Here is a 26,251-nt window from a genome sequence, read left to right as displayed (position 1 = left end):
TCCGTGGTCGTCTCGGTCCGCTCAGCCGCGCAGGTGCTTCTCCCACCACGTGAACGCGACCTTGTACTGCGCCGGGGTGTTGTCCGCGGCGTTGTCGGCCAGCCCGTTGCGGCCGAAGTAGTAGTCGTTGACCTGGTCACGCCCCTGCCGGGACATGTCCGGGTCGGAGATGCCGTTGGCGTGGATGTGGTAGGCGAACCCGTCGTCGGGGGTGCGCAGCCACGCCGCGAACCCGACCGTCCGCAGCGCCTGCACGGTCTGCCACCGCTGGGTGGTCGACAGGCCGCTGACGCTGATGTCGACGACTCCCCCGCCGTCGTGCGTGCCTGCCGAGTCGGGGTTGCTCGACGTGTAGGAACCCTGCGACAGCGTCAGGTTCCACGAGAAGGTCGCGTCCGCGGCACGCAGCATGTCCGCGGTCCTGGTGTTGACCCGCTTGCCGCCGTAGGTCGCGGTGCGGGAACCGGCGGTCACGGGCCGGGTCACGTCGAAGCGCCCGGACCCCAGCTGGGTGAGGGACGTCCGCCCTGGCACGCCGTTGGCGTCGAGGCCGGTGTAGCCGAGGCTGCGCTGCCAGGCCGCGTACGCGTCGAGCGTCGCGGTCCCGTAGTGCCCGTCGACCTGCGCCGCGGCCAGCAAACCCTTGGCCTGCAACGCCTGCTCGACGAGCAGCACGTGCGACGCCGCGCCCGGCGTGGTGTCCGTGCCCGGCTTGGGCGGGTCCACCTGGCAGGCGATCAGCACCTGCTCCATGTCCACCGCCGCCAACGCGGCGGCTCTCCCGGTGCCCGCCAGCGCCGGCACCGCCAACGCCGCCCCGACCGCCACACCGCGGGAGAGCAGCCGTCGCCTCGAGTAGGTCGCCCTGTCCGGTGACTGAACCATCAGTACGCTCCGTTCGCCGCTTGCCGGACATGCTGACAAGCGGACGTACAAGACACGTACAAAGGGTCACACGGGGTGAGGCGACTCCGGTTCGGGCTGCCCGTTCGGGTGCACGGCCTCGTCGAACAGTGACGGAACCGGTTCCGCGAAGTCCGGGGCGTCGTACTGCTCGCGGATCCTGCGGGCCACGTCGTCGGCACCCATCTCGGTCGCGATCGTGGCCAGGCGGTCCGCGAGGTCGGCACGCTCCGGCTCCGACCCCTCGGGCAGGAGCATCCCCATCACCCGCTCCATCGGGTCGACATCCTGGCGCGTGTCGGTCATCAGCGTCTGGAACACCGGCTCCACGTCGCGGTCCTGGGCCGCGGCGACCAGCCTCGCCAGCGTGCCGATCAGGCCGACCGCCTCCTCGACACGGGAGGCGTCCCGGGCCAGCCACCACACCACGGCACTGCCGGTCGTGGTGAGGACGTCGTCACGCAGGTAGGCCCGCTTGTTCTTCTCGTGGGCCCGTTCGTGCTCCCACACCTCCTCGTCCTTGCGCAGCTCCGCGAGCTTGTCGAGCCGCCTGCGATCGGCGTCGGGGATCATGAGCACGACGTCCTGTGCCCACGCCTCCAGGTGCCCGGTCCGATCGGGCCTGGCGACGGACAGGTCCGCGGCCAGCCGCGGCGCCAGCAGATCGCTGTCCCTGGCGTTCTCGCCCTGGGTGAACCTCGCCGCCCGCTCCCGGACGGCGTCGATGGCGAGCTGGTCCGGCCGCAGGTGCGCCGACCCGTGCTGACGCCACAACACGTTGGCGCTCAACAGGAACCGGTAGTCCGGGTTGGCGCTCGGCAGCACCAGCTCGTACACCGGCGCCCGCCCGGGAGGCAGAGGCGGCGGCGGTGGCGGCGGCTCGTGGTGCTCCTGCGGCGGCGCCTCGGCAAGGCGCTCGTTCTCGATCCGCTGCTTCACGAGCAGGCCGCCGACGATGATCGGCACGCAGACCACCACGCCGATCCACCACGGCGTGCCCGCCACGAGCATGAACGCGTTGATGACCACCGACGCCGCGATGGTCGTGGTCAGGTAGGCCTTGTCACTGAACATCAGAACGTCGCTCCTTGTGCGACCGGGGACTGTGTCTCCTGGCGGATGTCGGCACACGCCTGCCGCAGCAGTGCCGCCGTGCGTGTCCGGTCGTGCCGCGCTTCCGCCGTGGCCGCCGCGACCCAGTCACGCGACACGGCGTACAGGAGGGCACGTGGCCGGGCCCGGCCACGGGTCGCGGCGGCGAGCACGTCGAGCAGCACGGTCTCCGTCACCGAGGCGTCGAGCCAGCGCGTCACCGCGGCCACGACGGTCTCGTACGGCAGCGCCGCCGCCAGGTACGCCGCCCACCCGTCGACGAGCAGTGCCCGGACCGACTGCTCGGCGAGGCGCGGGAACGACCCCATGCCGGGGCTGGTCGACGTGGCGCCCGCGGTCAGGCGCACCGGGTCGGCCACGTCGGTGAACAGCTCGTAGTCCACGGCCCTCGGGTGCTCGCCGGTGAGGTCCTCGTGCACGCGGGTGAGCATGCGGCGGGCGAACCTGCCGTCCCGGCACAGCTTCCCGAGCACGGCACGTGCCTCGGCGACGACCTCCGGCCGCGTGTGCCGGGTGAGGTGGCGCAGCCGCACGAGTGCCTGGTGCGGCCGTGCCGGCGCGATCACCCCCTCGCACAACCCGGCCACCAGTATCGCGAGGCTCGGCGACAGCCGGTGGTCGGTCGACCAGTCGTAGAAGCGGCGCCGGAACCACGAACCGTGCGACTCGCTGAGCAGACCCTGGGTGAGGGCGGCCCCCGCCGCGTCGAGCAGGTAGTCCACTGTGGAGGGTGACCGCCTCGCCCACTGCTCGACGAGCCCGCAGAGATCGCCGGGATGGCCCGTGCGCAGGCACTGGGTGGTGTAGCCGAGCAGGGCGTCCGTGCGGTCCGCCGGGGACAGCGCGCGGGACCGGACACCTCGGTCGAACCAGCGGCGCAGGCTCTGGCGCAGGTCGGGGAAGGTGCGCCAGAAGTGCGTCCGCACGGCATCCGCGTAGGCCACGGAGGTGAACCGGACGCGGCCCGCGTCGATGGTGGCCTCGACCCTCGCGAGTGCCTCCCTGAGGTCGGGCAGGTCCAGGCGGTGGCCCTCGTGCGGCGGGTAGCCGACGACGTCGAGGAACGCCGCCGCCATGGACTCCACCACCTCGGGCGTGGTGTGCTCGAACACGGCGGCGGCGAGCAGGAGCGCCCGCACCCGGCCGTCCGGGTTCTCCCGCACGAACCGGGCGACCGCGTCCAGCTCGGCGTCGGGGTCGAGCGCCGAGACGAGCCAGGTGGTCCAGTCGCCCTGTCCCGAGGCCACGCTCCACGCACGCCGCACCCGGCCGGCGAGCGCCGCGATGTGGCCCATCGGGTCGTGGTCGAGGTGCCGCACCAGCGTCTCGTCCAGCCGCTCACGTACCGGGACGCCGAGAGCCTCCAGGTGGCGCAGGAAGACCTTGCGGCCGTCGGGCCGCCCGACGAGCACCGCCTCCGTGCCCAGCTCGGCGGCCACGTACCGCAGCTCCGTCGACAGGACGACCGCGAGGTAGGCCTGCCGCTCGGCCACCGAGGCGCGATAGGCACGCAGGTTCGCGAGGAAGTGACGCGTGATCGGCTCCGCGTGGCCGGACAGGTCCAGCAGCAGGCGTTCGCCCGGCTCGACGACCTCGGCGTCGAGGACGAGCCCGCCGTCGGCGCCGTCGTCCGGCAGCTCGCGGAACCGGGTCGCGCCGTCGCCGGACTCCTTCAGCACCATGAGCGCGGCCGAGCGTCGGCCGCAGCCGGGACTTCCCGACACGACAACGGTTCCCGGAGCACGCAGCCGTGCGACCAGGTCGCCGTACCCTGGTGGCGGCACGAACCGCTCGACGAGGTCGGTGAGAATGTCCTCCGGCACCAGCCTGGGCGGTCGCCCGGTCCCGGGTTCTGCGTTGGCCTGGAGGTAGACCCGCACCCTGTCGAAGATCGAGACCGCGGCACGCGGGTCGGTGACGCTGATGTTGCGGTCGCCCCGCACCACGCCGATCCCACCCGACTGGCCTGTCTGCTCGTCGTCGGGCTCGTCGTCGTCCCAGTCGTCGACGGCCTCGTCGACCGGTGGGTCGGGTTCGGTCATACGCCATCCCGTCCGAGGTTGATCCGGTCGCCGATGTTCACCGCTCCACCGGGATCGGTGATGCTGATGTTGCGGTTGCCCCGCACCGAACCGATCCCTCCCGACTGGCCACCCGTCGGCTTCGGCTCCTCGCCCCGGGACGGCAGCTCCAGGACGCGGTCGAGGCGGGCGAAACCCGTCTCGGGCATGCCGAGGTCCAACCGCACGAACTGGCGGTGGGCCAACGTGGCGAGCGGCCGCGGCAGCTCGGCCTCCGAAGGCAACCGCGCCGCGCCCACGAGGAGTGGCACGACACGGACCTGGTGGGTGAAGGCCTCGGCAAGCTCACGGTGGACCCAGTCGTCAGGGTCGTCGATCGCCCGTCCCGCGGAACCGGGGAAATCGAGCCAGCGCTCGCCGATGACCGAGACCATCAGGTTGCTGCGCCAGACGTTTCTCAGCAGCTCGTCGTCGAACAGGGTGCCCGGCTCGATCGACCTGTTGTCCAGGAAGACGTTCCGCTCGCCGAGGCGGTCGCAGAGGTGGCGCGAGACCAGCTGCGCGGTGGCGGCCTCGTCCTTGGTGCGGTAGTTGACAAAGGCTCTCATCGGTAGCGAATCATGCCCGCCGCCCCTGGACGAGAGCTGGACCAGAACCGCATGAGGCCCGGGCGCGCTTGCCACCCGGGCCTCGTGCGTGGTTCAGCGGCGGCGCAGTGCGTCCAGGGCGAACCTGCCCGGGCCGATGGCGGCGATCAACAGGAAGATCCAGCAGAACAGGGCGGCGGGCTCGCCACCGTTGGGGATGGGGAACAGCGCGATCGGCTGGTGCACGGTGAAGTACGCGTAGGCCATCGCGCCGGAGCAGAGCAGCGCCGCGGGACGCGTGTACAGGCCGACGAGCACGAACACGCCCGCCACCAGGTGGATCACCGAACCCCACCAACCCGGCCAGCTGAGCACCTCGACGGTGCCGCCCTGGGTGTCGACGCCGCCGAACACGCCGAACAACCCCACGGCGCCGTGGAGGACGAACAGGAACGACACCACCACGCGAGTCGCCGCGATGACCAGTGCGGGGATCTTCTCGGTGCGGGAGGAGGTCCTGGTCGGCTCGGTGGTGTGCAGGGTGGTGGTCATGGCTGTTCGTCCTTTCCGGTGGCTTGCTCTCACCAGTGCGTCGAACAACCCCGGGCCGGATCGACAGACCCGGCCCGGACTTCTCTACCTTGCCGTGAACACGTACGTTCCCGACGGCACGTGGAAGGTCCCGGTGCCGAACGGGACCGCCTCCGGCGGGTAGGTGGCCGTCTGGCCAGGCACCTTCACCGTCGCCGTGGCGCCTGCCGGCACGGTCACCCGCAGCGTGAGGGTGCCCGCCGACGTCGACCAGTCGCTCACCGCCTCGCCGTACGGGGTCTGGTACGCCGCGCGGGCCGACGTGAGGCCACCGCCCGGTTTCGGGGCGACGAGCAGGCTCGCGTAGCCGGGGCTCGCCGGGTTCAGACCGCCGACCTGCCGGTAGAGGAAGTCGCCGACCGAGCCGAGACCGTAGTGGTTGAAGGAGTTCATGCCGGGGTCGTTGAACGAGCCGTCGGGGCGGATGCCGTCCCAGCGTTCCCAGATCGTCGTCGCGCCGTGGGCGATCATGTAGCCCCAGCCGGGGAAGTCCGGCTGCAGCAACACCTGGTAGGCGGTGTCGGCGTGGCCGTGGTCGGCGAGCACCGGCAGCAGGTTCTCCACGCCGAGGAACCCGACCGTCAGGTGACCGCCGCTCGCCGCGACCTTCGCCGCGAGCCTGTCCGCCGCGGCCTGGCGGCGGTCGGGCGGCAGCAGGTCGAACGCGAGCGCCAGCACGTACCCGGTCTGGGTGTTGGCGCCGACCGTCCCGTCCGACGCGAGGAAACGCCGGGTGAACGCCGCCCCGACCTGGTCGGCGAGCCGGCCGTACGACGTGGCCTCCGCGCTGCGGCCGGTCGCGGCCGCCATGCGGGACACCAGCCTGGCCGACCAGCCGAAGAACGCCGTCGAGATCAGATCCTGGGCCGTGTTGTCGTTGACGTTCAACCAGTCGCCGTAGGTCCACTGGTCGCGGATCAGGTCGGCGTTCGCGGTCGAGCGGAGGTAGTCGACCCACCTGGCCATCGCGGCGAAGTGCTCGTCGACGACCCCGACGTCGCCGTAACGCTGCCAGATCGTGTAGGGCACGATCACGCCCGCGTCGCCCCAGCCCGCCCGGCCCGCGGTGTCCAGCACGGCCGGCGCGACGTCGGTGAAGGCGCCGTCGGCGTGCTGGGCGTCGGTGAGGTCGTCGGCGAACTTGTCGAGGAAGTTCTGCGTGCCGAGGTTGAACGTCGACGTGGCGGCGAAGATGCCGATGTCGCCGGTCCAGCCGAGCCGCTCGTCCCGCTGCGGGCAGTCCGTCGGGATGGACAGCATGTTGCCGCGCTCACCCCAGAGGATGTTGTGCTGCAACTGGTTCACGAGCGGGTTGGACGTCGTCAGCGTGCCGGGCTGCCCGCCCGACGCCCACGCCGCGCGGCCGGTGACCGCGTCGGCGGTCGGGGTGGTGCCTGCCGGCAGCCCGGTCACCTCGACGTACCGGTAGCCGTGCACGGCGAAGCGCGGTTCGTAGGTCTCCACGCTCCCGGTGCCCGCCAGGGTGAACCGGTCGGTGACCTGGGCGGCACGCAGGTTGGTGGTGTAGATCGTGCCGTCGGGGTTGAGGACCTCCGCGTGGCGCATGGTGACGGTCGTGCCCGCGGGGCCCCGGACGGCGAGCCGGTTCCAGCCGGTGAAGTTCTGGCCGAGGTCGAACACCCAGACACCCGGCCGTGGCTGGGTGATCGCCACCGGGCGGAAGTCCTGCTGCACGGTCACGCCGTTGTCCACTTGCGACACCAGCGTCGGCTTGGTGCCGCCGCGCACGACCGGGGCCGCCCACGCGCTGTCGTCGTAGCCCGGCTGGTCCCAGTTCGCGGGCGTCAGCCGGGCGTCGAAGGTCTCGCCGTCGTACAGGTCGTCGGCGAGGATCGGGCCGCTGGTGACCTTCCAGCTGCCGTCCGTCCGCACCGTGGCGCTGGTGCCGTCGGTGTAGGTCAGCAGCAGCTGCGCGGCGTACCACGGCTGTGTGCCGTACCGCTGTGCGCCGCCGATCCCCACGCTGCCCGAGTACCAGCCGTTGCCGAGCCAGGCGCCGAGTGCGTTCGCGCCCTGCCTGACCAGGCCGGTGACGTCGTGCACCTTGTACTGGACCCGCTTGTCGTAGTCCGTCCAGCCTGGTGCGAGCACGTCCGTGCCGACGCGCCTGCCGTTGAGCACGGTCTCGTGCAGGCCGAGCGCGGTGGTCACCAGTCGCGCGGACGCGACCGGCCTGTCGACCGTGAAACCCTTGCGCAGCAATGGCGCGGGCTGACGCACCCGGACGTTCGAGCCCCACGGTCCGCTCCCGTACGCGGTCAGTGCCCGCGCGGCGGGCCAGGCGCTGTCGTCGAAGGTGTTCTGCTGCCAGCCGTCCGGCCCGGTCTGGCTCGCCTTCCACGCCGCGTCGGTGACGATCGTCTGTCCACCCTGGACGACGAGCTTGCCGATGACACCGGCGGGCGAGTCGGTCGTGTTCTCGCTGCGCACGGCGATCGCGTTGCGGCCCGTGGAGAGCCGGGCGGTCACGTCGATCACCGCCGCGGTCTTCCAGGAGTCCACGACCCGGGGCGAGGAGCTGACCTGCGTGCCGTTGACCCACACATCGGCCGCGTCGTCGCCGGTGAGCACGAGTGTGGCCCGCGTCGGCGCGGCCGTCAGGTCGAGCGTGCGGCGGAAGTAGCGGGTCGCGGGCGGCACACCGGCCACCGGATCGCCTTCCGGGTACCAGATCCAGCTCGCACCGGACAGGTCCGGCGCCACCGCGCCCTGACCGATGAACGCCCCGGTGAACTCCGAGGACGGGGCGAGGAGGCCGGTCTCGAACGACCGCGTCGCGCTCCAGTCGCTCGCGCGGCCCTGGCCGTCCCACACCCGGACCCGCCACGTGTAGCGGGTCATCGACCGCAGGGCCGGGCCGCCGTACACGACGTCCACCTGCCGGCCGGAGGCGACCCGACCGCTGTCCCACAGCGGACCGGCCACCGACGACACCGTCAGCTGGTAGGCCGCCTGCCGCTGCTGGTTCGCCGACGCGGCGAGCACCCAGCCGAAGCGAGGCCGCTGCGTGTCGACGCCGAGCGGCTCGGCGCGGTGCTCTACCGTCCCGTCCGCGACGCGGAGGGGCGAGGCGGCCGCGATGTCCGGTGCCGCGACGTCACTCCCCCACGGCGCGATGCCGTAGGCGCCGAGGTCGGCCGCGGCGGGCCAGCTCGCGTCGTCGAACCCGCGCTGTTCCCAGCCCTGGGCGGGTGTCTGGCTCGCGTGCCAGCCGCCGTCCGTGACCAGGTCGGTCGCGCCGCCCGACGTGACGACCCGGCCGCGTGCGACGATCCCGGCCGGTCCTTGCGACGTGTTGCGGGCCGCGATGGCGATCGTGTTGGCGCCGGGGGTGATGGCAGGCGCCAGGTCGACGTACGTGGCGCGCTTCCAGGCGTCCGTCTGGCGGGGTGAGGCCGCCAGCGGGGTGCCGTTGAGCCAGATGTCGACCGTGTCGTCACCGGTCACCACGAGCTGGGCGTCGCTGACGGCGCCTGCCGGGACGGTGAACGTCGAGCGGAAGTAGCGGTGCGCGGCGGGTGCGCTGACGCGTGGATCGCCCTCGGCGAACCAGATCCAGTGCGCTCCGGTGAGGCTCACCGGGGCGGCACTCGCCACCGGCACCGCGAGAAAGGTCATGACCAGAGACGATATGAGCACGGCGAAAACCGCGCGGCGGCTGTTGCGGGGCATGGCAGGGCTCCCACTCGACGAACCGACGACGTGAATTCAAACGTTTCAATTGCGGGGTCGAACTGAGCGTAACCGAGACGTCACCCAGCCGCAACGGTCCGGTCAGAACTCCACCGGCAACGCCGCGACGCGGTAGCCGATGGGCGGGGCCGGGACGATCACCGGCGCGTCGTCGGCGGCGAACCGGAGGTCCGGGAAGCGGTCGAGCAGGAGGCGGAGGCACTCGTCGGTCTCGACCCTGGCGAGCGCCGCGCCGAGGCAGTAGTAGGCACCGATGCCGAACGCGACGTGCCTGTTGTTCTTGCGGGTGATGTCGAACCGCATCGGGTCGGGAAAGACCGCCGGGTCGTGGTTCGCGGAGTACACGGCGAGAAAGAGGTGCTGTCCGACCGGGATCTCGTGCCCGTCGACGACCACCGGCGCGACGGTCTGCCGCACGACGGTCACGACCGGACCCGCGTGGCGCAGCATCTCCTCCACCGCGTACCGGTTCAGCTCGGGCCGGGCTCGCAGCAACGCCAACTGGTCCGGGTGGTTCAGCAGCGTGTGCAGCCCCCGGGTGACGAGGTTGGCCGTGGTCTCGTGCCCGGCGAACAGGAGCAGGCCGCAGTTGGCGACGATCTCGTCCTCGGTGACGAGCCCCTCCCGCTCCGCGCCGACGAACATGCTGATGAGGTCGTCCCCCGGCTCGGCCCGCCGCGCGGCCACGATCCCCCGCAGGTAGTCCTGCATCTCCAGCACGTTGTCCTGGCTGACGAGGAACTGCGCCGTGTCCGGGTTGCGGAACACCACCCCGAGCTGCCGCGACCACGCACGCAACCGCTCGCGGTCGCCACGGGGCATCCCGAACATCTCGGCGATGATGTCGGCGGGCAGCGGGTAGGCGAGGTCCCGCACGACGTCCATCCGCCCCCGGTCCGCCACCGCGTCGAGCAGTTCCCCGGTCAGTGCACGCACCCTCGGCCGCAGGCCGTTGACGGTCGACGGCGTGAAGTACCGCTTGAGCAGCTGCTGGAACCGGTGGTGCCCCTCGGTGGTCGTGTGCCCCATCCACATGTCGATGGACATCCGCAACGGCCGCAGGGTCTCCTGCTCGGCCGCGGTGAGCCGCTCGAAGCCCTGGGTGGCGTTGGCCGCGAGGAGCCGGCCGTCCTTGAGCGCGGCCACCACGTTGTCGTACCCGGTGACGAGATAGGCCCCCAGCGCGGGCACCCAGCTCAACGACGTCCTCGCACTCGCCCGAGCCAGGGCTTCGAGCGAGTCCTCCGCGCCGAGAAGATCGAAAGTCGGCAGTGACGCGACCGGGTTTCCCATATCGCCCAGTGTCCCGAATTCCTGCCCGACAGGCGATTGTTTTCCCGGTATTCGCGCCGTGCGGTGGTTACGCGTGCCGATAGCTCTCCGCGAGGCGGTCCTGGAGCTTGGCGTGGCGGAACTGGTACGCGTCCCCCGTGACACGCAGGATGTGGCGCCTGCGCGCGTCCTCGAGGAATGCCACGAGCCGCAGCGGGGTGCGGTGCGTGCGGGAGATCCGGATGAACGTGAACATCGCCGTCGATATGGTCGCGGACGCGGCGCTCACCCCGACCAGGAATCCGACGAGAAATCCCGCCAGAACACCGATCGTGACCGTCACCAGGTCGAACCGGAGCCCACCCGCCATGATCGCGCCGTACACCGAGCCGATGAAGGCGCCGGTGAACGCGTGGACGAGCAGGACGTTCCTGTCGTGGCGCCACGCCTGCGCCGGATCGAGGAACTCCGTGCTGCCGTACTCGCGCCTGATGTCGAACAGGGTCACCAGGGTCGCGAGGGCGCCGAGGACGAACCCGCTCAGCGCGCCGAGGACGGGCCACATCCCGCCCGCGGCGTCGAGCACGAGACCTCCCGCGATGCTGCCGACCAGCCCGAAGGCGAGCACGACCTTGAGCCTGCGCTCGGAGAACAGGTCGCGAAGGCGCGGCAGCAGCAGACTGCTCGGCTTCTCACCCAGCCTGGTGACGATCCCGAGCTTGAGCGCGAGGGTGAAGACGAACCCGAGGAACAGCTTCCGCCTGGCGTGGTGCGGCAGCTGGTCGAGGTGCCACCAGCGCAGGTCGCGGGTGCCCGCCTCGGCCAGCACGGCGGCGAGGTAGGTCATCGTCCGGCGCGCGACGGCCACGTCGTAGCGCGGCGCGGGTCGGCCGGGACGCGGGGTGTAGGTCGCGGTCACGAGCTGGTCGAGCAGGTGGTTCTCGATGGCGGCACTGGTCGGGAACCGGTCCGCGTCGAGTAGCTCGTCGACCGCGTCCGAGTCCGAGTAGACGTCGTGGACCAGGCTCAGCACGAGCGGGGTGTCGAGTGCCTGCGCGACGACGCCGCACGGCACGCTCACCACGTGCGCGAAGAGGGCCTGCCACGCCGGGGGCGGCGGGTCGACGCAACGCTGCCGGAGGTAGGCGACCGCCGCCGCGGGGGCGACGGGACGCAGCTCCAGCGCGGCGGCCCCGTACAGCGGCGCCTCCCGCGCGGCGAGCTCCGCCTCCTTCGCCCGTGTCGAGAGGACGACCCGGAACGGCGCCGTCCCGAGCGCCTTCAGCACCTCGGGCCGCGCTGACACGTCGATCTCGTCGAGGCCGTCGAAGAACACCGCGAGGCGGCCGTCCCACAGCAGCCGGGCCGCGCGGGCGGGGCTGCGCAGCAGCGGGTACAGGCGGGCCAGCTCACCGGCCAGCCAGTCGACGACCCCGACCTTCGTCGGATCCCACCCGTGCAGCGGGAACATCACCGGCACGGGGATGTTCCTCCGGTCCTCCGGGGCGGCGGCCTGGCGGAAGCGCAGTGCGTCACGCAGCAGCAGGACGGCCGCCGCGCTCTTGCCCGCACCCGGTGGCCCGATCAGCATGAGCCTGCCGGAGCCGAGGCCGCCGTACACGTCGTGCAGGCCGGTCTGGTCCCCCTCGCCGAGATCGGTGGGGTCCACTGTGCTCACCCCGGGCAGCGGACCGAACCGCACCGGCAGGGCGAGGGTGGCGACCGCGCCGACCGGACCGGCGACCGGCCGCCGGGACCGGCACCACCGGATCGACACCGGTGTCGTCCCGACCAGGCCGCGTTCCACGGCGGCGTCGTCCCACTGCAGACGCACCTCGTCGGCCAGGATGTCCAGCCGTTCGCCCTCGGAGAGCACGGCGTCGTCCATGAACGCCTTCGCGACGGGCCCGGCGACCATGATCACGAACCCGACGGCCGCGAGCACGAACTGCCCGTACCCGCTCGCCTGGGTCTGCTCCTCCGGGGCGAGGAACCCGAACTGCAGCACCCACCACGACACGGCGGCGATGACGAGGGCCGCCCCGACCAGCATCGCCCACGGGCGACCAAGCCTGGGAACGTCCGACATGGCACGGAGTGTCTCAGCGAACCACCCCGGGCGCCGTCGGGCGACCCGACAATCACCTGAACAGGGAGAACAGTGACCTTCGAGAGGTCGGTCGGGTCACGAGGACCTACGATGCCCCTGGCTGGGAGCGTCCGGCCGGACGCGGGCCGCCTCCTTGCGGGCCTCGACCTGGGTGGCGCGTTCACGTTGCAGCCAGTCGGGGTTCTCGGCCTTCAGCGCCTCGATCTGGTCGCTCGTCAGCGCGTCGGTGATCCCGGCCCTGGCGAGGCCGCTGATGGACACCCGCAGCCGCGCCGCGATGACCGAGCGGGGGTGCGGGCCGTTGCGGCGCAGGTCGCGCAGCCACTCCGGCGGGTCGGCCTGCAGGGCGTTCAGCTCGTCGCGCGAGACGGCCCCCTCCTGGAACTCCGCCGGGGTGGCCTCGAGGTACACGCCCAGCTTCTTGGCCGCGGTCGCGGGCTTCATCGTCTGGACGGTCTTGCGCGACGTCATGGGCCGAGGGTATCCGGTACGCTCACGCCCGGTAATCTGCCCTCGTGACGGGCTCATCTCCATCGTTCCGGCTCGCGTACGTCCCCGGGGTGACGCCGGGCAAGTGGGTCCGGATCTGGCAGGAACGCGAGCCAGGGGTACCCCTCATCCTCGACCAGGTACCCGCCGCGGACGCCGTCGGCACGCTGCGCGACCGGGCCGCCGACGCCGCGCTCCTGCGCCTGCCCGTCGACAGGACCGGCCTGTCCGCCATCCCGCTCTACACGGAGACGACCGTGGTCGTCCTCCCGAAGGACCACCTCCTGACCGCGGCCGACGAGGTGTCCGAGGAGGACCTGGGCGACGCCGTGGTCCTGCACCCGCGTGACGACACCCTGGACTGGGCGCGCCCGCCGGGACGGGAGGCACTCGACCGTCCCGCGACGACCGCGGACGCCGTCGAACTGGTGGCCGCCGGTGTCGGGCTGCTGGTCGTGCCGCAGTCCCTCGCGCGGCTGCACCACCGCAGGGACCTGACGTACCGGCCGGTCGGCTTCGCCCCGGAGTCCGGTGTCGCCCTGGCCTGGCTGGCGGACGAGACCACCGACCTGATGGAGCAGCTCATCGGGATCGTGCGTGGCCGGACCGTCAACAGCACACGCGGCCGCGCCCCGACCCCGCCCGCCGCCAGGAAGAAGCAGCCCCGTGCCGCGGAGAAACCGGCGAGGAAGGCGGCGCAGGGCGGGCGTCGCGGCAGGCCCCGGCACCGCTGACCGACCGCGTGTCCTTTGTGGACACCGCAACGAGGCGTGGTCGGGCTGCGCCGAGTGGGTGTGCGGGCTTGGCAGTGGGTCTATGTTGATCGTGGCGGAACCCCCGTCCCTGCCAGCACAAAGGGGTGTTTCATGTTTCTCGCCGATCATCAGCAGGACTACAGCCCTGTCGCCGACTCCCTGGGACTCTCGTCCATCTTCGCCATCCTGCCGCTGCTCGTTCTGTTCGTCCTGATGGGCGTGCTGCGGGTCCGTGCGTGGCTCGCCTCGCTCGTCTCCGTGGTCGTCGCCGTCGTGCTCGCCGTGTGGGTGTACTCCATGCCCGTGCTCGACGCGCTCAACAGCGGTCTGTGGGGTGCCGCGTTCGGGTTCTTCCCGATCATGTGGATCGTCATCAACGCGATCTGGATCTACAACCTCACCGTCCAGACCGGGCATTTCGACGTGCTGCGCCGCTCGTTCGCGTCGATCAGCGACGACCAGCGGGTCCAGGCCATCATCATCGCCTTCTGCTTCGGGGCGTTGATGGAGGCGCTGGCCGGCTTCGGCACGCCGGTCGCGATCTCGTCGGTCATGTTGATAGCGCTGGGGTTCCGGCCGATCAAGGCGGCGGCGCTCGCCCTGGTGGCCAACACCGCGCCGGTCGCGTTCGGCGCGCTCGCGACCCCGATCGTCACCCTCGCCGGGGTCACCGGGCTGCCGCTGGACGACCTCGGCTCGATGGTGGGCCGCCAGACCCCGGTGCTGTCGGTGTTCGTGCCGCTGGCACTCGTGTTCATCGTGGACGGGCGCCGCGGGCTGCGGCAGATGTGGCCGCCTGCCCTGCTGTGCGGTGTCGTGTTCGGCGTCTTCCAGTTCCTGGCCTCGAACTACTGGTCCATCCCGCTCGCGGACATCGTCGCGGCGCTCGCGTCGGCGCTGGCCGTGCTGCTGTTCAGCCGGGTCTGGCATCCCGCCGAGAGCTACACCGAGACCAGTGGCGCGGAACACGCGGCCGAACAGACCGGCGGCACCACGAAGGTCGAGGCCAGGACCGAGGTGCGGGACACGCCGATGGAGGTGTTCCGGGCCTACGCGCCGTACCTGGTGATCATCGTCGTGTTCGTGCTCGCCACCCGGGTCCCGGCGATCACGGGCAAGCCGCCGACGAAACCGGGCCAGTCCGGCACCGGCCTGGAGTCGGTGACGCAGATCGTCAACTGGCCGGGCCTGCACATCTTCAACGACGCGGGTGAGAAGGTCGCGACGACGTTCAAGCTCAACTACCTGTCCGCGGCGGGCACACTGCTGCTGTTCGCGGGCCTGTTGACGCTGCCCCTGCTGCGGATGGGCCTCGGCGGTGCCGCCCGCGCCTACGGGCGCACGCTCGACCAGCTGAAGTTCGCGATCCTGACCGTGATGCTGGTGCTGGCACTGGGTTTCATCATGAACCAGTCGGGCGAGACCACGACGCTGGGCCTGTGGGTCGCGGGCGCGGGCGGCGCGTTCGCGTTCCTGTCCCCCATCCTCGGCTGGCTCGGCGTCGCCGTGACGGGTTCGGACACGTCGTCGAACTCGCTGTTCGGTGTCCTGCAGGTGACCGCGGCCCAGCACGCCGACCTGTCGGCCACCCTCATGGCGGCGGCCAACTCCTCGGGTGGCGTGCTCGGCAAGATGATCTCGCCGCAGAACCTGGCGATCGCGGCGTCCGCGGTCGGCATGGAGGGCAAGGAGGGTGACCTGTTCCGCCGCGTGCTCGGCTGGAGCCTGGTCTTCCTGTTGTTCATGTGCGTGCTGGTGTTCCTGCAGAGCACCCCGGTCCTCGGCTGGATGGCCATCGACTGACGGTCGCGTCGCGGCTGCCGCGGTTCGCGGCAGCCGCGACACGTCAGCTCAGACGATCACGCAGGTGCAGGACGGGCACCAGCTGTCGTCGGGCTGCTGTTCTCCTGACGGGGCGGGGATGTCGGTGAACACGGGCACGATCGACTGGCTGGCCCTCGGCCCGTCGAGCACGGCGCCGGAGCCGTCCGGGTACCAGCCCTCATCGGTGAGGCTCACCGTGCCGCCGTCGACCGAGTAGTCGATCTGCCAGTCCCAGTAGTACAGCCACGCGATCGACGCGTCGGAGTCGCCGCGCAGGATCAGCCACGTGCGGAACACGTCGGTACCCGACATCTCGTCGAGGACCTCCGCCGCGTGCTTGGTCACCCTGAAGCCGGGTTGGTCGTCCAGGAGCACGTCGGCCACCTGGTAGTCCGCGTCGAGCGCGTACCTGGACTGCAGCTTGTCGTACCACGGGACCTCGTCGTCCTCGCGCCGGTCGTTGTGCGCGGACGCGAGCGTCATCGTCACCGTCCTGGCCGAACCGTCCGGCCGCCCGAAGCGCAGCGACCGGTCCGAGGACAGCACCGTCTGCACCAGGCCCAGTGTCCACTTGCCGACCTGGCTCTCACCGCCGTCGTCCACCCCGAGCTTGGCGGCGACCGACGCCCGGAAGATGATCCTGGCGGGATGCACGTCCAGGCTCTGCCCGTCGCCCGACTCCACGGCGGCGAACGACTGGTCGGTGCCCTCCGCGCCGTGTTCCTTGTACTGGAGGCGCACGCCGGAGATGCCCATCGGCATGTCCTCCTGGAACTGGGCGTCGTCGACCAGCCGCCGGATCTCGGCGTAGACGTCCGAGAGCGGCCACCGTCGCTCGCCGGTCACGAAGTGCGAGATCCAGCCGACGAGGTCGAGGGACACCCCGGTTGCGGCCGTGTACAGCTCACCGTCCTCGTAGCCGCTGACCCTTTCGAGCACCTGCTCCTCGGTCATCTCGACGACCCGCTGGCCCACTCCCATGCGATACACCACGCGGCGCACCACGCCGGTCTCCCGCTGCAGCACGTGCGCCAGCTCGTGGGCGAGCAGCTCGCGTGCCTCCTCGGTGCCGGGCCGGTAGTCGTCGCCGAGGAAGACGTGGTCGCCCACGGTGAAGGCGTGCGCGTCCAACGCTCGGCACAGGTCGCTCGACTCGGCGCCGGTGTGCAGCCGGACCGCGCCGAGGTCGGCGCCGAACGCCCGCTCCAGCGGCACCCGGTCCACGTCGGACAGCCTGCTGCCGTGCCTGCACGCCATGGCGATCCGCCGCTGCACGTCCGGATCGACGAACTCCGTCCCCCGGACTTCGCGTTCGACGGGGAGGACACGGGCAGCGCCGCCGACCACCACGCGGTGTGCCGCGTGGTGGGCCTCGTGCTCACTCGGGTCGTCGGGCGCGCCGAGGACGAGTCGGCCTTCCGTCAAGGTGTCTGTAGTCGTCACGATCGCTGTAATCGGCCGGACCCCGGTCGCGCATAACGAGATCGTTCGCCGGGGTGCCGCCGGGGTCCGCGCCGCGCGGCTGGATCGTGTCAGGTCAACGTCGGTGGTCGCACGGGATGCCCGCCCGAGGGGCACCGACTTCGGCCCCTTCGGGCGGCTCCTCGCGGCAAGGCGCTCCGCCGAACGCCGTCAGGTCGTGACGAACACCGCCACACTGCGGGCAGGCACCGAGAACGTGCCGGACCGCGCGTCGTAGCCCGACCGTCGCACGACCGGGTCCGTGCCGCCTGCCTGCACCGGGTGCAGGCGGTAGCGGGCACCCGCCAGTGACGGCACCGACTGCGTGGTGGCCTCGTCCGACGCGTTGAACACCACCACGACGCCCTCCCACCTCGGGTCCAGATCGGCCCCGCCCCGGTCGTCGAGCGCCATGACGATCACGCCGGGGCTCTGGGCGGGGCCGCCGGTCGGGAAGCTCACCCGCCGCTGGATCGCCTCAGCCGAGCCGAGGCGGAACAGCGGGGAGGAGAACCTGATCCGCAGCAGGTCCAGCGCCCGGTCGTGGGCCGTGCCGATGTCGGAGCGGCGCGGGGCCAGTGCCGGGTCGGACAGCAACGGGCGCATGTAGTCCCACTTGGCCTCGTTGTCGCCCTGTGGCGGCAGGCCCGAGCCCCACGTCGTGTGCGTGCCCGTCCAGTCGACGCGGTTGAACCAGTCGCCGGAGTTGTAGCTGTTGCGGTCCATCGACTTCGACCGCAGCAGGTCGCTGCCCGCGTGCCAGAACGCGGGGCCCTGCGCCAGCGCGACCGTGGCCAGGCCGACCGTGTTCATCCGCACCCGGTCCGGCATCGAGGTCGCGACCGGCAGCTTGTACTGCAGCACGTCGAACAGCGTCTCGTTGTCGTGCGCGTCGACGTAGGTGATCGTCTCGCTCGGGTCACCCGCGTAGCCGGCGGGCTGGCCGTTGTAGTCGACCTGCGAGCCGGACACGACCTGGCCCTGGCGGTCGACGAACCGGTAGTCCCTGAGGTTGCCTGCCAGCCCGACCTTGATCTGGTCCTGGCTCAGCAACAGGCGCGACAGCTGTTCGTCGGGCGTGCCGTTCACCGCCGCGCCGTTCGGGTCGGTGTACAGGCCGGTCGCGAAGCCCTGGATCCGCGGGTCCTCGTCGAACGGGCCGCCGCCCCTCGTCGCGTCCCGCAGGCGGTCGGAGAACGTGCCGACGCCGGTGTTCGCCATGTTCAGCTGGGTGGCCTGCACGAACCGCGCGTCGTTCGCCACCTCGCCGAAGTTCCAGCCCTCGCCGTAGAGGTAGATCCTCCTGCCGTCGACGCCGTCCTTCGCGGGCGTCAGCCGGTCGAGGGCGGCACGCACGGCGAGGATGTTCGCCCTGCTGTGGTGACCCATCAGGTCGAACCGGAAGCCGTCCACTTTGTACTCGCGCGCCCAGGTGACGACCGAGTCGACCATGAGCTTGCCCATCATGCGGTGCTCGGTGGCGGTGTTCGCGCAGCAGGTCGAGGTCTCCACGGCGCCGGTGGCGGACAGCCGGTGGTAGTAGCCCGGGACGATCCGGTCCAGGATGGAGTTCTCGTCCTGGCCGGCGGCCGGGGTGTGGTTGTACACGACGTCCATCACCACCCGCAGGCCGGTGTCGTTCAGGGCACCGACCATCTGCCGGAACTCACGCGTCCTTGCCGTACCGTCCGGGTTCGTGCTGTAGGAGCCTTCCGGTGTCGTGTAGTGCAGCGGGTCGTAGCCCCAGTTGAAGCCGTCGGAGTCGCGGACCGGCTCGACGCACGCCTGCTGGTCCTGCGCGGCCGGGCCGTACGACGTCAGGTCGCAGGCCGGCGTCCGCTGCGCGGACCTGCGTTCCTCGATGCTCGCGATGTCGTTGGTGGGCAACAGGTGCACGGTGTTGAGCCCGGCGTCGGCGAGGTCGCGCAGCTGCCGCATGCCCGCACTGCCCCGGTCGGTGAACGCGAGGTACGTGCCGCGGTGCGCGGCCGGCACGGTCCGGTCGCCGATCGAGAAGTCCCGCACGTGCAGCTCGTAGATCGTCGAGTCCTCCGGCTGGGCGAGCGTCGGCTTGCGCAGGTGGTCCCAGCCGGCGGGCGCCAAGGCCGGGTCGTCGAGGTCGACGAGCACCGACCGCACCGAGTCCGTGTTCAGGCCGAGCGAGTACGGGTCGGTGACCACGTTGGTCACCACGTCGTCGAGTGAGGGCACGTACACGGTGACCGCGAACGCGTACCTGGCGTCGCGCCAGCTCTTGTCGCCCCGGACGTGCCAGACACCGTTGGCGTCACGCCACATCGCGACCGACCGCTCTCTCGCGGGACCCGCCGGGTCGAGCAGCAGGTCGACGCGGCGGGCCGTCGGCGCCCACAGTGCCAGCGACGGCCTGCCGTGTTCCCACCCCGGCCCGAGCCGCTCGCCCGCCGCGCCCGCGTAGAGGTCGTCCAGCACGCCGGGGAGCTGCACGCCCGTCGCGTCGACCAGGCGGCCGTTCGCGTCGTAGGCGGCGACGACGAGCTGGCCGGTGAGCAGGTCACCGGCGGCCACGGCCGGGACCCGCAACGCCTCGTAGCCCGCGAGGTGCGGGTACTGGGCGGCCAGGTCCGCGGGCAGCGTGCCTGCGGTGAGCGACACGTACTCGCCGCCGGAGACGCCCTCCCCCGTGGCCGCCAGACCGCCGTCCGGCGCGTGGTAGAGCCGGAACGTCTCGGCGCCGGACGGCACGTCGTAGGCCACCACGTCGCGGCGCAGCCACTGGGCACGCGCGGACCGCAGGTCAGGCGGCGCGATGCCGGCGGAGATCGTCAGCAGGTGGGTGACCTGGTCGTAGGAGAACGACGTCCGGTCGCCGTCGGCGGTCACGGTGAACGCGATGTTCGCGCCGTCGCGTGCCCCGCCGACCCCGTAGTTCTCCGCCCACGACAGCCCGTGCGCGGCCTTGACCTCGTACTGCCCCGCCGGGATCGCGGTGGTCGAGAACGTGTGGACGCCGTCGCCGTCCGGGTCCTGCAGCCAGGACCGCATGCAGTCCGGCGCCCAGTCCCCGGGACAGCCCAGCTCGCTCTGGAAGCTGCCCGCCGCGGTGACGATCGGCCCCTCGGCGTCGTTCGTGACCCAGTGCGTGTCCGGCGAGTAGTAGAAAGAGACCGATCCGCCCGCGGTCTGGTAGGTGATGTCGGCGCCACCCGGCACGCCACCCGCGCCGTAGTTCTCGTCCCACGTGCCGTTGATCGCGGCCTTGTACTGGTAGGTACCGGCAGGCAGCTGGTAGGCGCCCTTCCAGACGCCGTCCGCGGGGTCGAGGGTCAGCCCCGCCTGCGGGCAGTCCGGCTGCCAGTCGCCGGGACAACCCATCGCGCTGTTGTGCGAGCCGGGCACGTAGACCGTGTCCGGCGCCGCGGAGGCGGGCGGGACCGGCACCAGACCGACCGTGATGACCATCGTCGCGATGGCGAGCAGACCTCGGCGTTTCCTCGTCACGCACACACTCTGCCCGTTGATCGACGCGCGTCAATCAGGCGATCGGCGCCATTGGTACCACCTGCCGCGACCCGGGTGTCTCCGCCGGTCCGTCGTCGCCGACCTGCCCTCTCCGGCACCGGCACTCCGCGAAAGGTGCCGAAATTATCGGTAATCGGCCAATGTTTCGGTGACGGAATCCATTGACCAGGATTCTGTTCCGAAACATCACCGAAAATCGTTGACAGTGCGACTTCGGCGAACTCATACTTTCGCCATCTCCGGTCGGTGGACCACCCGGCCGCCCAATCCGCGCTTTCACGCGCCATCGGGTCGTATTCACGCTGCCCGGCGTCAGCCGGCCTCGACGAGGAGGAAGCACGCACATGGAACCCCGACCCAGGAGACGTCTGCGGCTGTTACTGGCGGCAGCGGGCGCGGTCCTGCTGACCATGGTCGTGCCCGGTGTCGCCGCCGCGATAAACACGAACGGGACCGGCACGAACAACGGGTACTTCTATTCCTTCTGGACCGACAGCCAGGGCACGGTCTCGATGGAGCTCGGCTCGGGCGGCAACTACAGCACCTCGTGGCGGAACCGGAAATTTCGTGGCCGGTAAGGGCTGGGCCACCGGCGGTCGCCGCAGTGTGGCGTACTCGGGCAGCTTCAACCCGTCGGGCAACGCGTACCTGGCGCTGTACGGGTGGACGAGGAACCCGCTCGTCGAGTACTACGTGGTCGACAACTGGGGCACCTACCGCCCGACCGGCACGTACAAGGGCACGGTCACGAGCGACGGCGGCACGTACGACATCTACCAGACCACCCGCTACAACGCCCCGTCGATCGACGGCAACCGCACGTTCAACCAGTACTGGAGCGTGCGGCAGTCGAAGAAAACCGGTGGCACCATCACGACCGGCAACCACTTCGACGCGTGGTCCCGCAACGGGATGAGCCTCGGCAGCTTCGACTACATGATCCTCGCGACCGAGGGCTACCAGAGCAGCGGCAGCTCGAACATCACCCTCGGCACCGGTGGCGGGGGCGGCGGGGGCGGCGGCGGTGCCTGCACCGCGACCCTGTCCGCCGGCCAGCAGTGGAGCGACCGCTACAACCTGAACGTCGCGGTCTCCGGCTCGAGCACGTGGACCGTGACGATGAACGTGCCGTCCCCCGCGACGATCATCTCGACGTGGAACGTCAACGCCACCTGGCCGACGGCGCAGCAGATGGTCGGGACCCCCAACGGCGGCGGCAACGACTTCGGCGTCACGATCAGGACCAACGGCAACACGACGTGGCCGTCGGTCTCCTGCGCCACGGGCTGAGGCCCCTCCCCATCGGCGCGGCCGGCCCTCGGGGGGCCGGTCGCGCCCTGGCACGTACCACCGGGCGAAACTTGCGGGGCATGTCCGGTATTGCCATTCCGTGACCCATGGGTGACGATGAAGGCAATCCAGTCTGGGAGCGCTCCCAAATGGAATCAGCCCACCGCGGTCAACGAGGAGTTGCGATGAGGCGTCTCGTCCGGGCATTGATCGTAGTCTGTGTGCTTGCCGGCGGCCTGTCAGCCGGCCTCGCGCCGCCGGCCGCCCAGGCCGCCGTGACGTGTCAGAAGTACGCCACCGTTCCCATCCAGAACGGGCGGTACAACGTCCAGAACAACCTGTGGGGCGCGGACACCGCGCAGTGCATCGACGTGACCACCACCGGGTTCACGGTCACGCAGGCCAACCACAACAAGCCGACCAACGGCGCACCGGCGTCGTACCCGTCGGTCTACTTCGGGTGCCACTACGCGAACTGCACCAGCGGCAGCGGGCTCCCCCTGCGGGCCGACACCAGCACGTTCGCGGGCCTGCGCACCAGCGTGTCCATGACCTACCCGTCCTCGGGCACCTGGGACGCCGCCTACGACATCTGGTTCGACCCGACCCCGCGCACCGACGGGCAGAACACCGGCGCCGAGATCATGGTCTGGCTCAACCACCAGGGCTCGATCCAGCCGGTCGGCTCGCGGATCGCCTCGGTCAGCCTGGCGGGCGGCACCTGGGACGTCTGGTACGGCAACATCGGCTGGAACGTCATCTCCTACGTCCGCACCTCGGGCACCTCGTCGCTGAGCTACGCGGTCAACGACTTCCTCACCGACGCCATCAGCCGCGGCTACGCCCAGCGCGCCTGGTACCTGACGAGCATCCAGGCCGGGTTCGAGCCGTGGATCGGCGGCGCGGGCCTCGCGGTGAACTCGTTCTCCGTCACCTCGGGCGGTACGACACCGCCGCCGGACGACCCGCCGCCCGCCGGCGGCGGCTGCCGGGTCACCTACGCTCCGACCACCTGGGGAGGAGGCTTCACCGCCAACGTGACCGTCACCAACACCAGTTCCACGGCCCTCAACGGCTGGACGCTGAGCTGGACGTTCCCCGGCAACCAGCAGATCACGAGCGGGTGGAACGCGTCCGTCACCCAGAACGGGAACGCGGTCACCGCGAGCAACGCCGGGCACAACGGGTCGATCCCACCGAACGGCAGCCAGAGCTTCGGCTTCCAGGGCACCTACTCCGGCAACAACGCGTCGCCGACGACCTTCACGGTCAACGGCACCGCGTGCGCGAACGGATGACCGCCATGAAACGACTCACCCTGCTCGTCGCACTGCTGACCGCGCTGGCCGCACCGGGTGCGGCGGCCGAGCCGGTCGGCGTCCAGGCGGTGCCGCCGACCCCGCAGGTCGCCGGCACGGTCGTGACCGGCCTCAACTCGCCGTGGGCGATCGCGTTCCTGCCGGACGGCTCGGCACTGGTGTCCGAGCGCAACTCCGGGCAGATCAAGCGGATCGCGAACGGCACGGCCACCTCGGTCGGCACCGTGCCCGGCGTGGTCGCGGGCGGCGAGGGCGGCCTGCTCGGCATCGCGGTCTCGCCGAGCTTCGCCACCGACCGGTTCGTGTACGCGTACTTCACCGCGTCGGGTGACAACCGCGTCGTGCGGATGGCCTACAACACCTCGCTCGGCCAGCCGCAGGTGCTCGTCTCGGGCATCGCGAAGTCGTCGATCCACAACGGCGGCCGGATGACCTTCGGGCCCGACGGCCTGCTGTACATCTCGACGGGTGACGCGGGCACGTCCTCGAACGCGCAGAACCCGAACTCCCCCAACGGGAAGATCCTGCGCGTCACGCCCGCGACCGGTGCCGCGGCGCCGGGCAACCCGGTGTCCGGGAACCGGATGTGGAGCATGGGGCACCGCAACGTGCAGGGCCTCGCGTTCGACGGGGCCGGACGGCTGTGGGCGAGCGAGTTCGGCCAGAACACGTGGGACGAGCTGAACCTCATCCAGGCGGGCCGCAACTACGGGTGGCCGACGGTCGAGGGCCAGGCGGGCAACCCGAACTTCGTCGACCCGATCGTGCAGTGGGCGACGAGCGCGGCGTCACCGTCGGGCATCGCGTTCTCCCGTGACACGGTGTGGCTCGCGGCGCTGGGCGGCACGCGGCTGTGGGCGGTGCCGGTGAGCAACGGCGCGTTGAACGGCACGCCGGTGAACTTCTTCAACGGCACGTACGGCCGGCTGCGCCTGGTGACCAACGCACCGGACGGCTCGATGTGGTTGATGACCAACAACACCGACGGCCGAGGCACACCGCGTCCTGGCGACGACCGGATCCTGCGCCTGACGTTCGGCTCGGAACCCCCGCCGGACGACCCGCCCCCGGCGACCGGCGCGTGCCGGGTCACCTACGCCCCGACGACCTGGCAGGACGGCTTCACGGCCAACGTGACGGTCACGAACACCGGCACGGCGGCGGTCAGCGGCTGGACGCTGGCGTGGAGCTTCGCGGGCAACCAGCGGATCACCAGCGCCTGGAACGCGACCGTCACCCAGGACGGGACCGCCGTCACGGCACGGAACGCGGGTCACAACGGCTCGATCCCACCGGGAGGCAACCAGAGCTTCGGCTTCCAGGGCACCTACTCCGGCTCGAACGCGGCGCCGGGCGCGTTCACCCTCAACGGCGGCACGTGCACCTGACCTGACCGCCGCACACTCGGACCGGGTCACGGCACTCGGTTCGAGTGTGCACGTTCACCCTCGACGTTTACTCGGCCTTGACACGAGCCGTTGTGAGCGCTAACACTCGACAGTCATGGGGCTGCGTCGACGAGGTCGCGGGATCACGATGGTCGTCACGGCCGTGCTGGCCGTGCTCGTCGCCGGGGAGGAGCAGGCCTCGGCCGGGGACGTCGCCGCCTCGGTGGACGTCGCCGCAGCCGTGACGACGCCGCCGATGGGCTGGGCGTCGTGGAACACCTTCGCTGCCCGGATCGACGCCTCCGTGATCAGGACGCAGACCGACGCGCTCGTCAGCAGCGGGCTCGCGGGCGCCGGCTACCAGTACGTGAACATCGACGAGGGCTGGTGGCAGGGCACCCGCGACGCGGCGGGCAACATCACCGTCGACACCGCCGAGTGGCCGGGCGGCATGAAGGCCATCGCCGACTACATCCACGGCAAGGGCCTCAAGGCGGGCATCTACACCGACGCCGGCCGCGACGGCTGCGGCTACTACTACCCCACCGGCCGCCCGGCCGCACCCGGCTCCGGCAGCGAGGGGCACTACGACCAGGACTTCCTGCAGTTCTCGCGGTGGGGCTTCGACTTCGTCAAGGTGGACTGGTGCGGCGGCGACGCCGAGGGGCTCGACGCACGCACGACCTACCGGGCCATCAGTGACGCCGTCGCCAGGGCGACCGCGACGACCGGGCGGCCGATGGTGCTGTCGGTCTGCAACTGGGGCAGGCAGAACCCGTGGGACTGGGCACCCGGTATGTCGACCATGTGGCGCACCAGCACGGACATCATCTACTACGGCGAGAGCCCGTCCATGGACCGCGTGCTCGGCAACTTCGACGCCGCCCAGCACCCCGCCGCGCAGAGCCCCGGCCACTACAACGACCCCGACATGCTGATAGCCGGCATGCCCGGCTTCACCACGGCGCAGAACCGCACGCACCTGGGCCTGTGGGCCGTGTCCGGCGCTCCCCTGCTGGCAGGCAACAACCTCGCCACGATGAGCACCACGACCCGGGACGTCCTGGCCAACCGCGAGGTCATCGCCATCGACCAGGACCCGCTGGGTCGCCAGGGCGTGAAGGTCGCCGAGGACCAGCCGGGGCGGCAGGTCTACAGCAAGGTCCTGAACGGCACGGGCCGCCGCGCGGTGGTGGCGCTGAACCGCACGACCTCGGCCGCGAGCATCACCGTCCGCCTCGCCGACCTCGGCCTCGGCGACACCGCGACCGTCAGGAACGTGTGGGCCGCGACCCAGAGCGGCGCGACCACGGCCGTCACCCTCACCGTGCCGCCGCGCGAGGCGGTCCTGCTGACCGTCACCGGCACGGAGGGCGGCAACCGGGTCGGCGCGCTGGTCGGCAGGCAGTCCGACCGGTGCGTCGACATCGACAACTGGTCGAGCGCCAATGGGGCGCAGGCTCAGCTCTGGGACTGCAACGGCCAGGGCAACCAGCTGTGGGCCCACACACCCGCCGGGCAGCTGCGGGTGTTCGGCGGCAAGTGCCTCGACGCACTCGACCAGGGCACCGTGAACGGCACGAAAGCCGTGGTCTGGGACTGCAACGGCCAGCAGAACCAGCGGTGGACGCTCGGCAGTGACGGCACGGTCCGGGGTGTCCAGTCCGGTCTGTGCCTGGACGCGACGGGCTCGGGGACCGCGAACGCGACGAAGCTGGTCCTGTGGGCGTGCGGCAGCGGCACCAACCAGAAGTGGGCCATGCGGTAGGCGGTCCTAGGGAGGTTCGACTGAGCTTTTGTCCGGACCCCACAAAATTTCTTCGGGCGACACAGTTGCTCGCAGCCTTTCCCTACTGGCGCGTACACGAGAATGTTCACGGTGGGTGTGTCCGCCCAACAGTTGTCTTCCGCAG

General features: G+C 71.0%; 18 protein-coding genes. 7 read left to right on the top strand and 11 right to left on the bottom strand.

Features of this window, described 5'->3' with window-relative positions; translation table 11 throughout:
• Window positions 1–21: 21 nt before the first annotated feature.
• From CLV71_RS01625 to CLV71_RS01585, 9 genes are all read right to left on the bottom strand, one after another.
• A complete protein-coding gene (locus CLV71_RS01625; protein WP_133900735.1) occupies window positions 22–885 on the bottom strand; it encodes a peptidoglycan-binding protein in 864 nt (287 codons plus the stop codon).
• Window positions 886–951: 66 nt separating this feature from the next.
• Entirely contained in the window at window positions 952–1,977 is a 1,026-nt protein-coding gene (locus CLV71_RS01620; RefSeq protein ID WP_133900734.1) for a hypothetical protein, read from the bottom strand.
• Window positions 1,977–4,058 (bottom strand): hypothetical protein, encoded by a 2,082-nt coding sequence (locus CLV71_RS01615; RefSeq protein ID WP_133900733.1) that lies wholly within the window; start codon window positions 4,056–4,058, stop codon window positions 1,977–1,979. The genes CLV71_RS01620 and CLV71_RS01615 overlap by 1 nt, the downstream gene beginning before the upstream one ends.
• Complete coding sequence (locus tag CLV71_RS01610; protein WP_133900732.1) at window positions 4,055–4,645, bottom strand: toll/interleukin-1 receptor domain-containing protein; 591 nt, start codon at window positions 4,643–4,645, stop codon at window positions 4,055–4,057. Before CLV71_RS01610 ends, CLV71_RS01615 begins: the two co-directional genes overlap by 4 nt.
• Window positions 4,646–4,738: 93 nt before the next feature.
• Window positions 4,739–5,176 (bottom strand): DoxX family protein, encoded by a 438-nt coding sequence (locus CLV71_RS01605; protein WP_133900731.1) that lies wholly within the window; start codon window positions 5,174–5,176, stop codon window positions 4,739–4,741.
• An 84-nt stretch (window positions 5,177–5,260) separates the two neighbouring features.
• A complete protein-coding gene (locus CLV71_RS01600) occupies window positions 5,261–8,854 on the bottom strand; it encodes a family 78 glycoside hydrolase catalytic domain (protein WP_243866163.1) in 3,594 nt (1,197 codons plus the stop codon).
• 156 nt (window positions 8,855–9,010) lie between these two features.
• Window positions 9,011–10,222, bottom strand: coding sequence for a cytochrome P450 (locus CLV71_RS01595; RefSeq protein ID WP_133900729.1), 1,212 nt, complete (start codon window positions 10,220–10,222; stop codon window positions 9,011–9,013).
• Window positions 10,223–10,289: 67 nt separating this feature from the next.
• Window positions 10,290–12,290, bottom strand: coding sequence for an NACHT domain-containing protein (locus CLV71_RS01590; protein ID WP_133900728.1), 2,001 nt, complete (start codon window positions 12,288–12,290; stop codon window positions 10,290–10,292).
• Between the two features lie 96 nt (window positions 12,291–12,386).
• Entirely contained in the window at window positions 12,387–12,782 is a 396-nt protein-coding gene (locus tag CLV71_RS01585; protein ID WP_133900727.1) for a DUF5997 family protein, read from the bottom strand.
• Between the two features lie 44 nt (window positions 12,783–12,826).
• Here CLV71_RS01585 and CLV71_RS01580 point away from each other — a divergent pair, with 44 nt between their 5' ends.
• Both CLV71_RS01580 and CLV71_RS01575 read left to right on the top strand, forming a co-directional pair.
• Window positions 12,827–13,534, top strand: coding sequence for a LysR family substrate-binding domain-containing protein (locus tag CLV71_RS01580; protein WP_133900726.1), 708 nt, complete (start codon window positions 12,827–12,829; stop codon window positions 13,532–13,534).
• Window positions 13,535–13,666: 132 nt separating this feature from the next.
• On the top strand, window positions 13,667–15,358 hold the full coding sequence (locus tag CLV71_RS01575; protein ID WP_133900725.1) for an L-lactate permease: 1,692 nt from the start codon (window positions 13,667–13,669) through the stop codon (window positions 15,356–15,358).
• 48 nt (window positions 15,359–15,406) lie between these two features.
• Here CLV71_RS01575 and CLV71_RS01570 read toward each other — a convergent pair whose 3' ends face one another.
• On the bottom strand, window positions 15,407–16,804 hold the full coding sequence (locus CLV71_RS01570) for an eCIS core domain-containing protein (protein ID WP_133900724.1): 1,398 nt from the start codon (window positions 16,802–16,804) through the stop codon (window positions 15,407–15,409).
• A 207-nt stretch (window positions 16,805–17,011) separates the two neighbouring features.
• Window positions 17,012–20,320: a pullulanase-type alpha-1,6-glucosidase gene (gene pulA / locus CLV71_RS01565; RefSeq protein WP_208297335.1), complete on the bottom strand. Its 3,309-nt coding sequence runs from the start codon at window positions 20,318–20,320 to the stop codon at window positions 17,012–17,014.
• Window positions 20,321–20,685: 365 nt separating this feature from the next.
• Between pulA and CLV71_RS50055 the strand changes: the two genes are divergently transcribed.
• The 5 genes from CLV71_RS50055 (at window position 20,686) to CLV71_RS01545 (ending at window position 26,106) form a co-directional block, all read left to right on the top strand.
• Window positions 20,686–20,919, top strand: coding sequence for a glycoside hydrolase family 11 protein (locus CLV71_RS50055; RefSeq protein WP_279588706.1), 234 nt, complete (start codon window positions 20,686–20,688; stop codon window positions 20,917–20,919).
• Window positions 20,909–21,631: a glycoside hydrolase family 11 protein gene (locus CLV71_RS50050; protein ID WP_279588705.1), complete on the top strand. Its 723-nt coding sequence runs from the start codon at window positions 20,909–20,911 to the stop codon at window positions 21,629–21,631. Before CLV71_RS50055 ends, CLV71_RS50050 begins: the two co-directional genes overlap by 11 nt.
• A gap of 185 nt (window positions 21,632–21,816) precedes the next feature.
• Entirely contained in the window at window positions 21,817–22,929 is a 1,113-nt protein-coding gene (locus CLV71_RS01555) for a glycoside hydrolase family 12 protein (RefSeq protein ID WP_133900723.1), read from the top strand.
• 5 nt (window positions 22,930–22,934) lie between these two features.
• The gene (locus tag CLV71_RS01550) at window positions 22,935–24,338 is read left to right on the top strand and encodes a PQQ-dependent sugar dehydrogenase (RefSeq protein WP_133900722.1); all 1,404 of its coding nucleotides are present in this window, start codon (window positions 22,935–22,937) and stop codon (window positions 24,336–24,338) included.
• A 115-nt stretch (window positions 24,339–24,453) separates the two neighbouring features.
• Window positions 24,454–26,106: a glycoside hydrolase family 27 protein gene (locus CLV71_RS01545; protein WP_133900721.1), complete on the top strand. Its 1,653-nt coding sequence runs from the start codon at window positions 24,454–24,456 to the stop codon at window positions 26,104–26,106.
• Window positions 26,107–26,251 lie beyond the last annotated feature (145 nt).

Source organism: Actinophytocola oryzae (assembly GCF_004364325.1).
GTDB lineage: Bacteria > Actinomycetota > Actinomycetes > Mycobacteriales > Pseudonocardiaceae > Actinophytocola > Actinophytocola oryzae.
Note: the sequence above shows the minus strand (reverse complement) of the source record. Positions and strands in the feature narration are given on the sequence as shown.

What these genes read in the sequence shown, in the direction of transcription:
- CLV71_RS01625 (WP_133900735.1), bottom strand. Translation starts at nt 885, where the DNA reads ATGGTTCAGTCACCGGACAGGGCGACCTACTCGAGGCGACGGCTGCTC.
- CLV71_RS01620 (WP_133900734.1), bottom strand. Translation starts at nt 1,977, where the DNA reads ATGTTCAGTGACAAGGCCTACCTGACCACGACCATCGCGGCGTCGGTG.
- CLV71_RS01615 (WP_133900733.1), bottom strand. Translation starts at nt 4,058, where the DNA reads ATGACCGAACCCGACCCACCGGTCGACGAGGCCGTCGACGACTGGGAC.
- CLV71_RS01610 (WP_133900732.1), bottom strand. Translation starts at nt 4,645, where the DNA reads ATGAGAGCCTTTGTCAACTACCGCACCAAGGACGAGGCCGCCACCGCG.
- CLV71_RS01605 (WP_133900731.1), bottom strand. Translation starts at nt 5,176, where the DNA reads ATGACCACCACCCTGCACACCACCGAGCCGACCAGGACCTCCTCCCGC.
- CLV71_RS01600 (WP_243866163.1), bottom strand. Translation starts at nt 8,854, where the DNA reads ATGACCTTTCTCGCGGTGCCGGTGGCGAGTGCCGCCCCGGTGAGCCTC.
- CLV71_RS01595 (WP_133900729.1), bottom strand. Translation starts at nt 10,222, where the DNA reads ATGGGAAACCCGGTCGCGTCACTGCCGACTTTCGATCTTCTCGGCGCG.
- CLV71_RS01590 (WP_133900728.1), bottom strand. Translation starts at nt 12,290, where the DNA reads ATGTCGGACGTTCCCAGGCTTGGTCGCCCGTGGGCGATGCTGGTCGGG.
- CLV71_RS01585 (WP_133900727.1), bottom strand. Translation starts at nt 12,782, where the DNA reads ATGACGTCGCGCAAGACCGTCCAGACGATGAAGCCCGCGACCGCGGCC.
- CLV71_RS01575 (WP_133900725.1), top strand. Translation starts at nt 13,667, where the DNA reads ATGTTTCTCGCCGATCATCAGCAGGACTACAGCCCTGTCGCCGACTCC.
- CLV71_RS50055 (WP_279588706.1), top strand. Translation starts at nt 20,686, where the DNA reads ATGGAACCCCGACCCAGGAGACGTCTGCGGCTGTTACTGGCGGCAGCG.
- CLV71_RS01555 (WP_133900723.1), top strand. Translation starts at nt 21,817, where the DNA reads ATGAGGCGTCTCGTCCGGGCATTGATCGTAGTCTGTGTGCTTGCCGGC.
- CLV71_RS01550 (WP_133900722.1), top strand. Translation starts at nt 22,935, where the DNA reads ATGAAACGACTCACCCTGCTCGTCGCACTGCTGACCGCGCTGGCCGCA.
- CLV71_RS01545 (WP_133900721.1), top strand. Translation starts at nt 24,454, where the DNA reads ATGGGGCTGCGTCGACGAGGTCGCGGGATCACGATGGTCGTCACGGCC.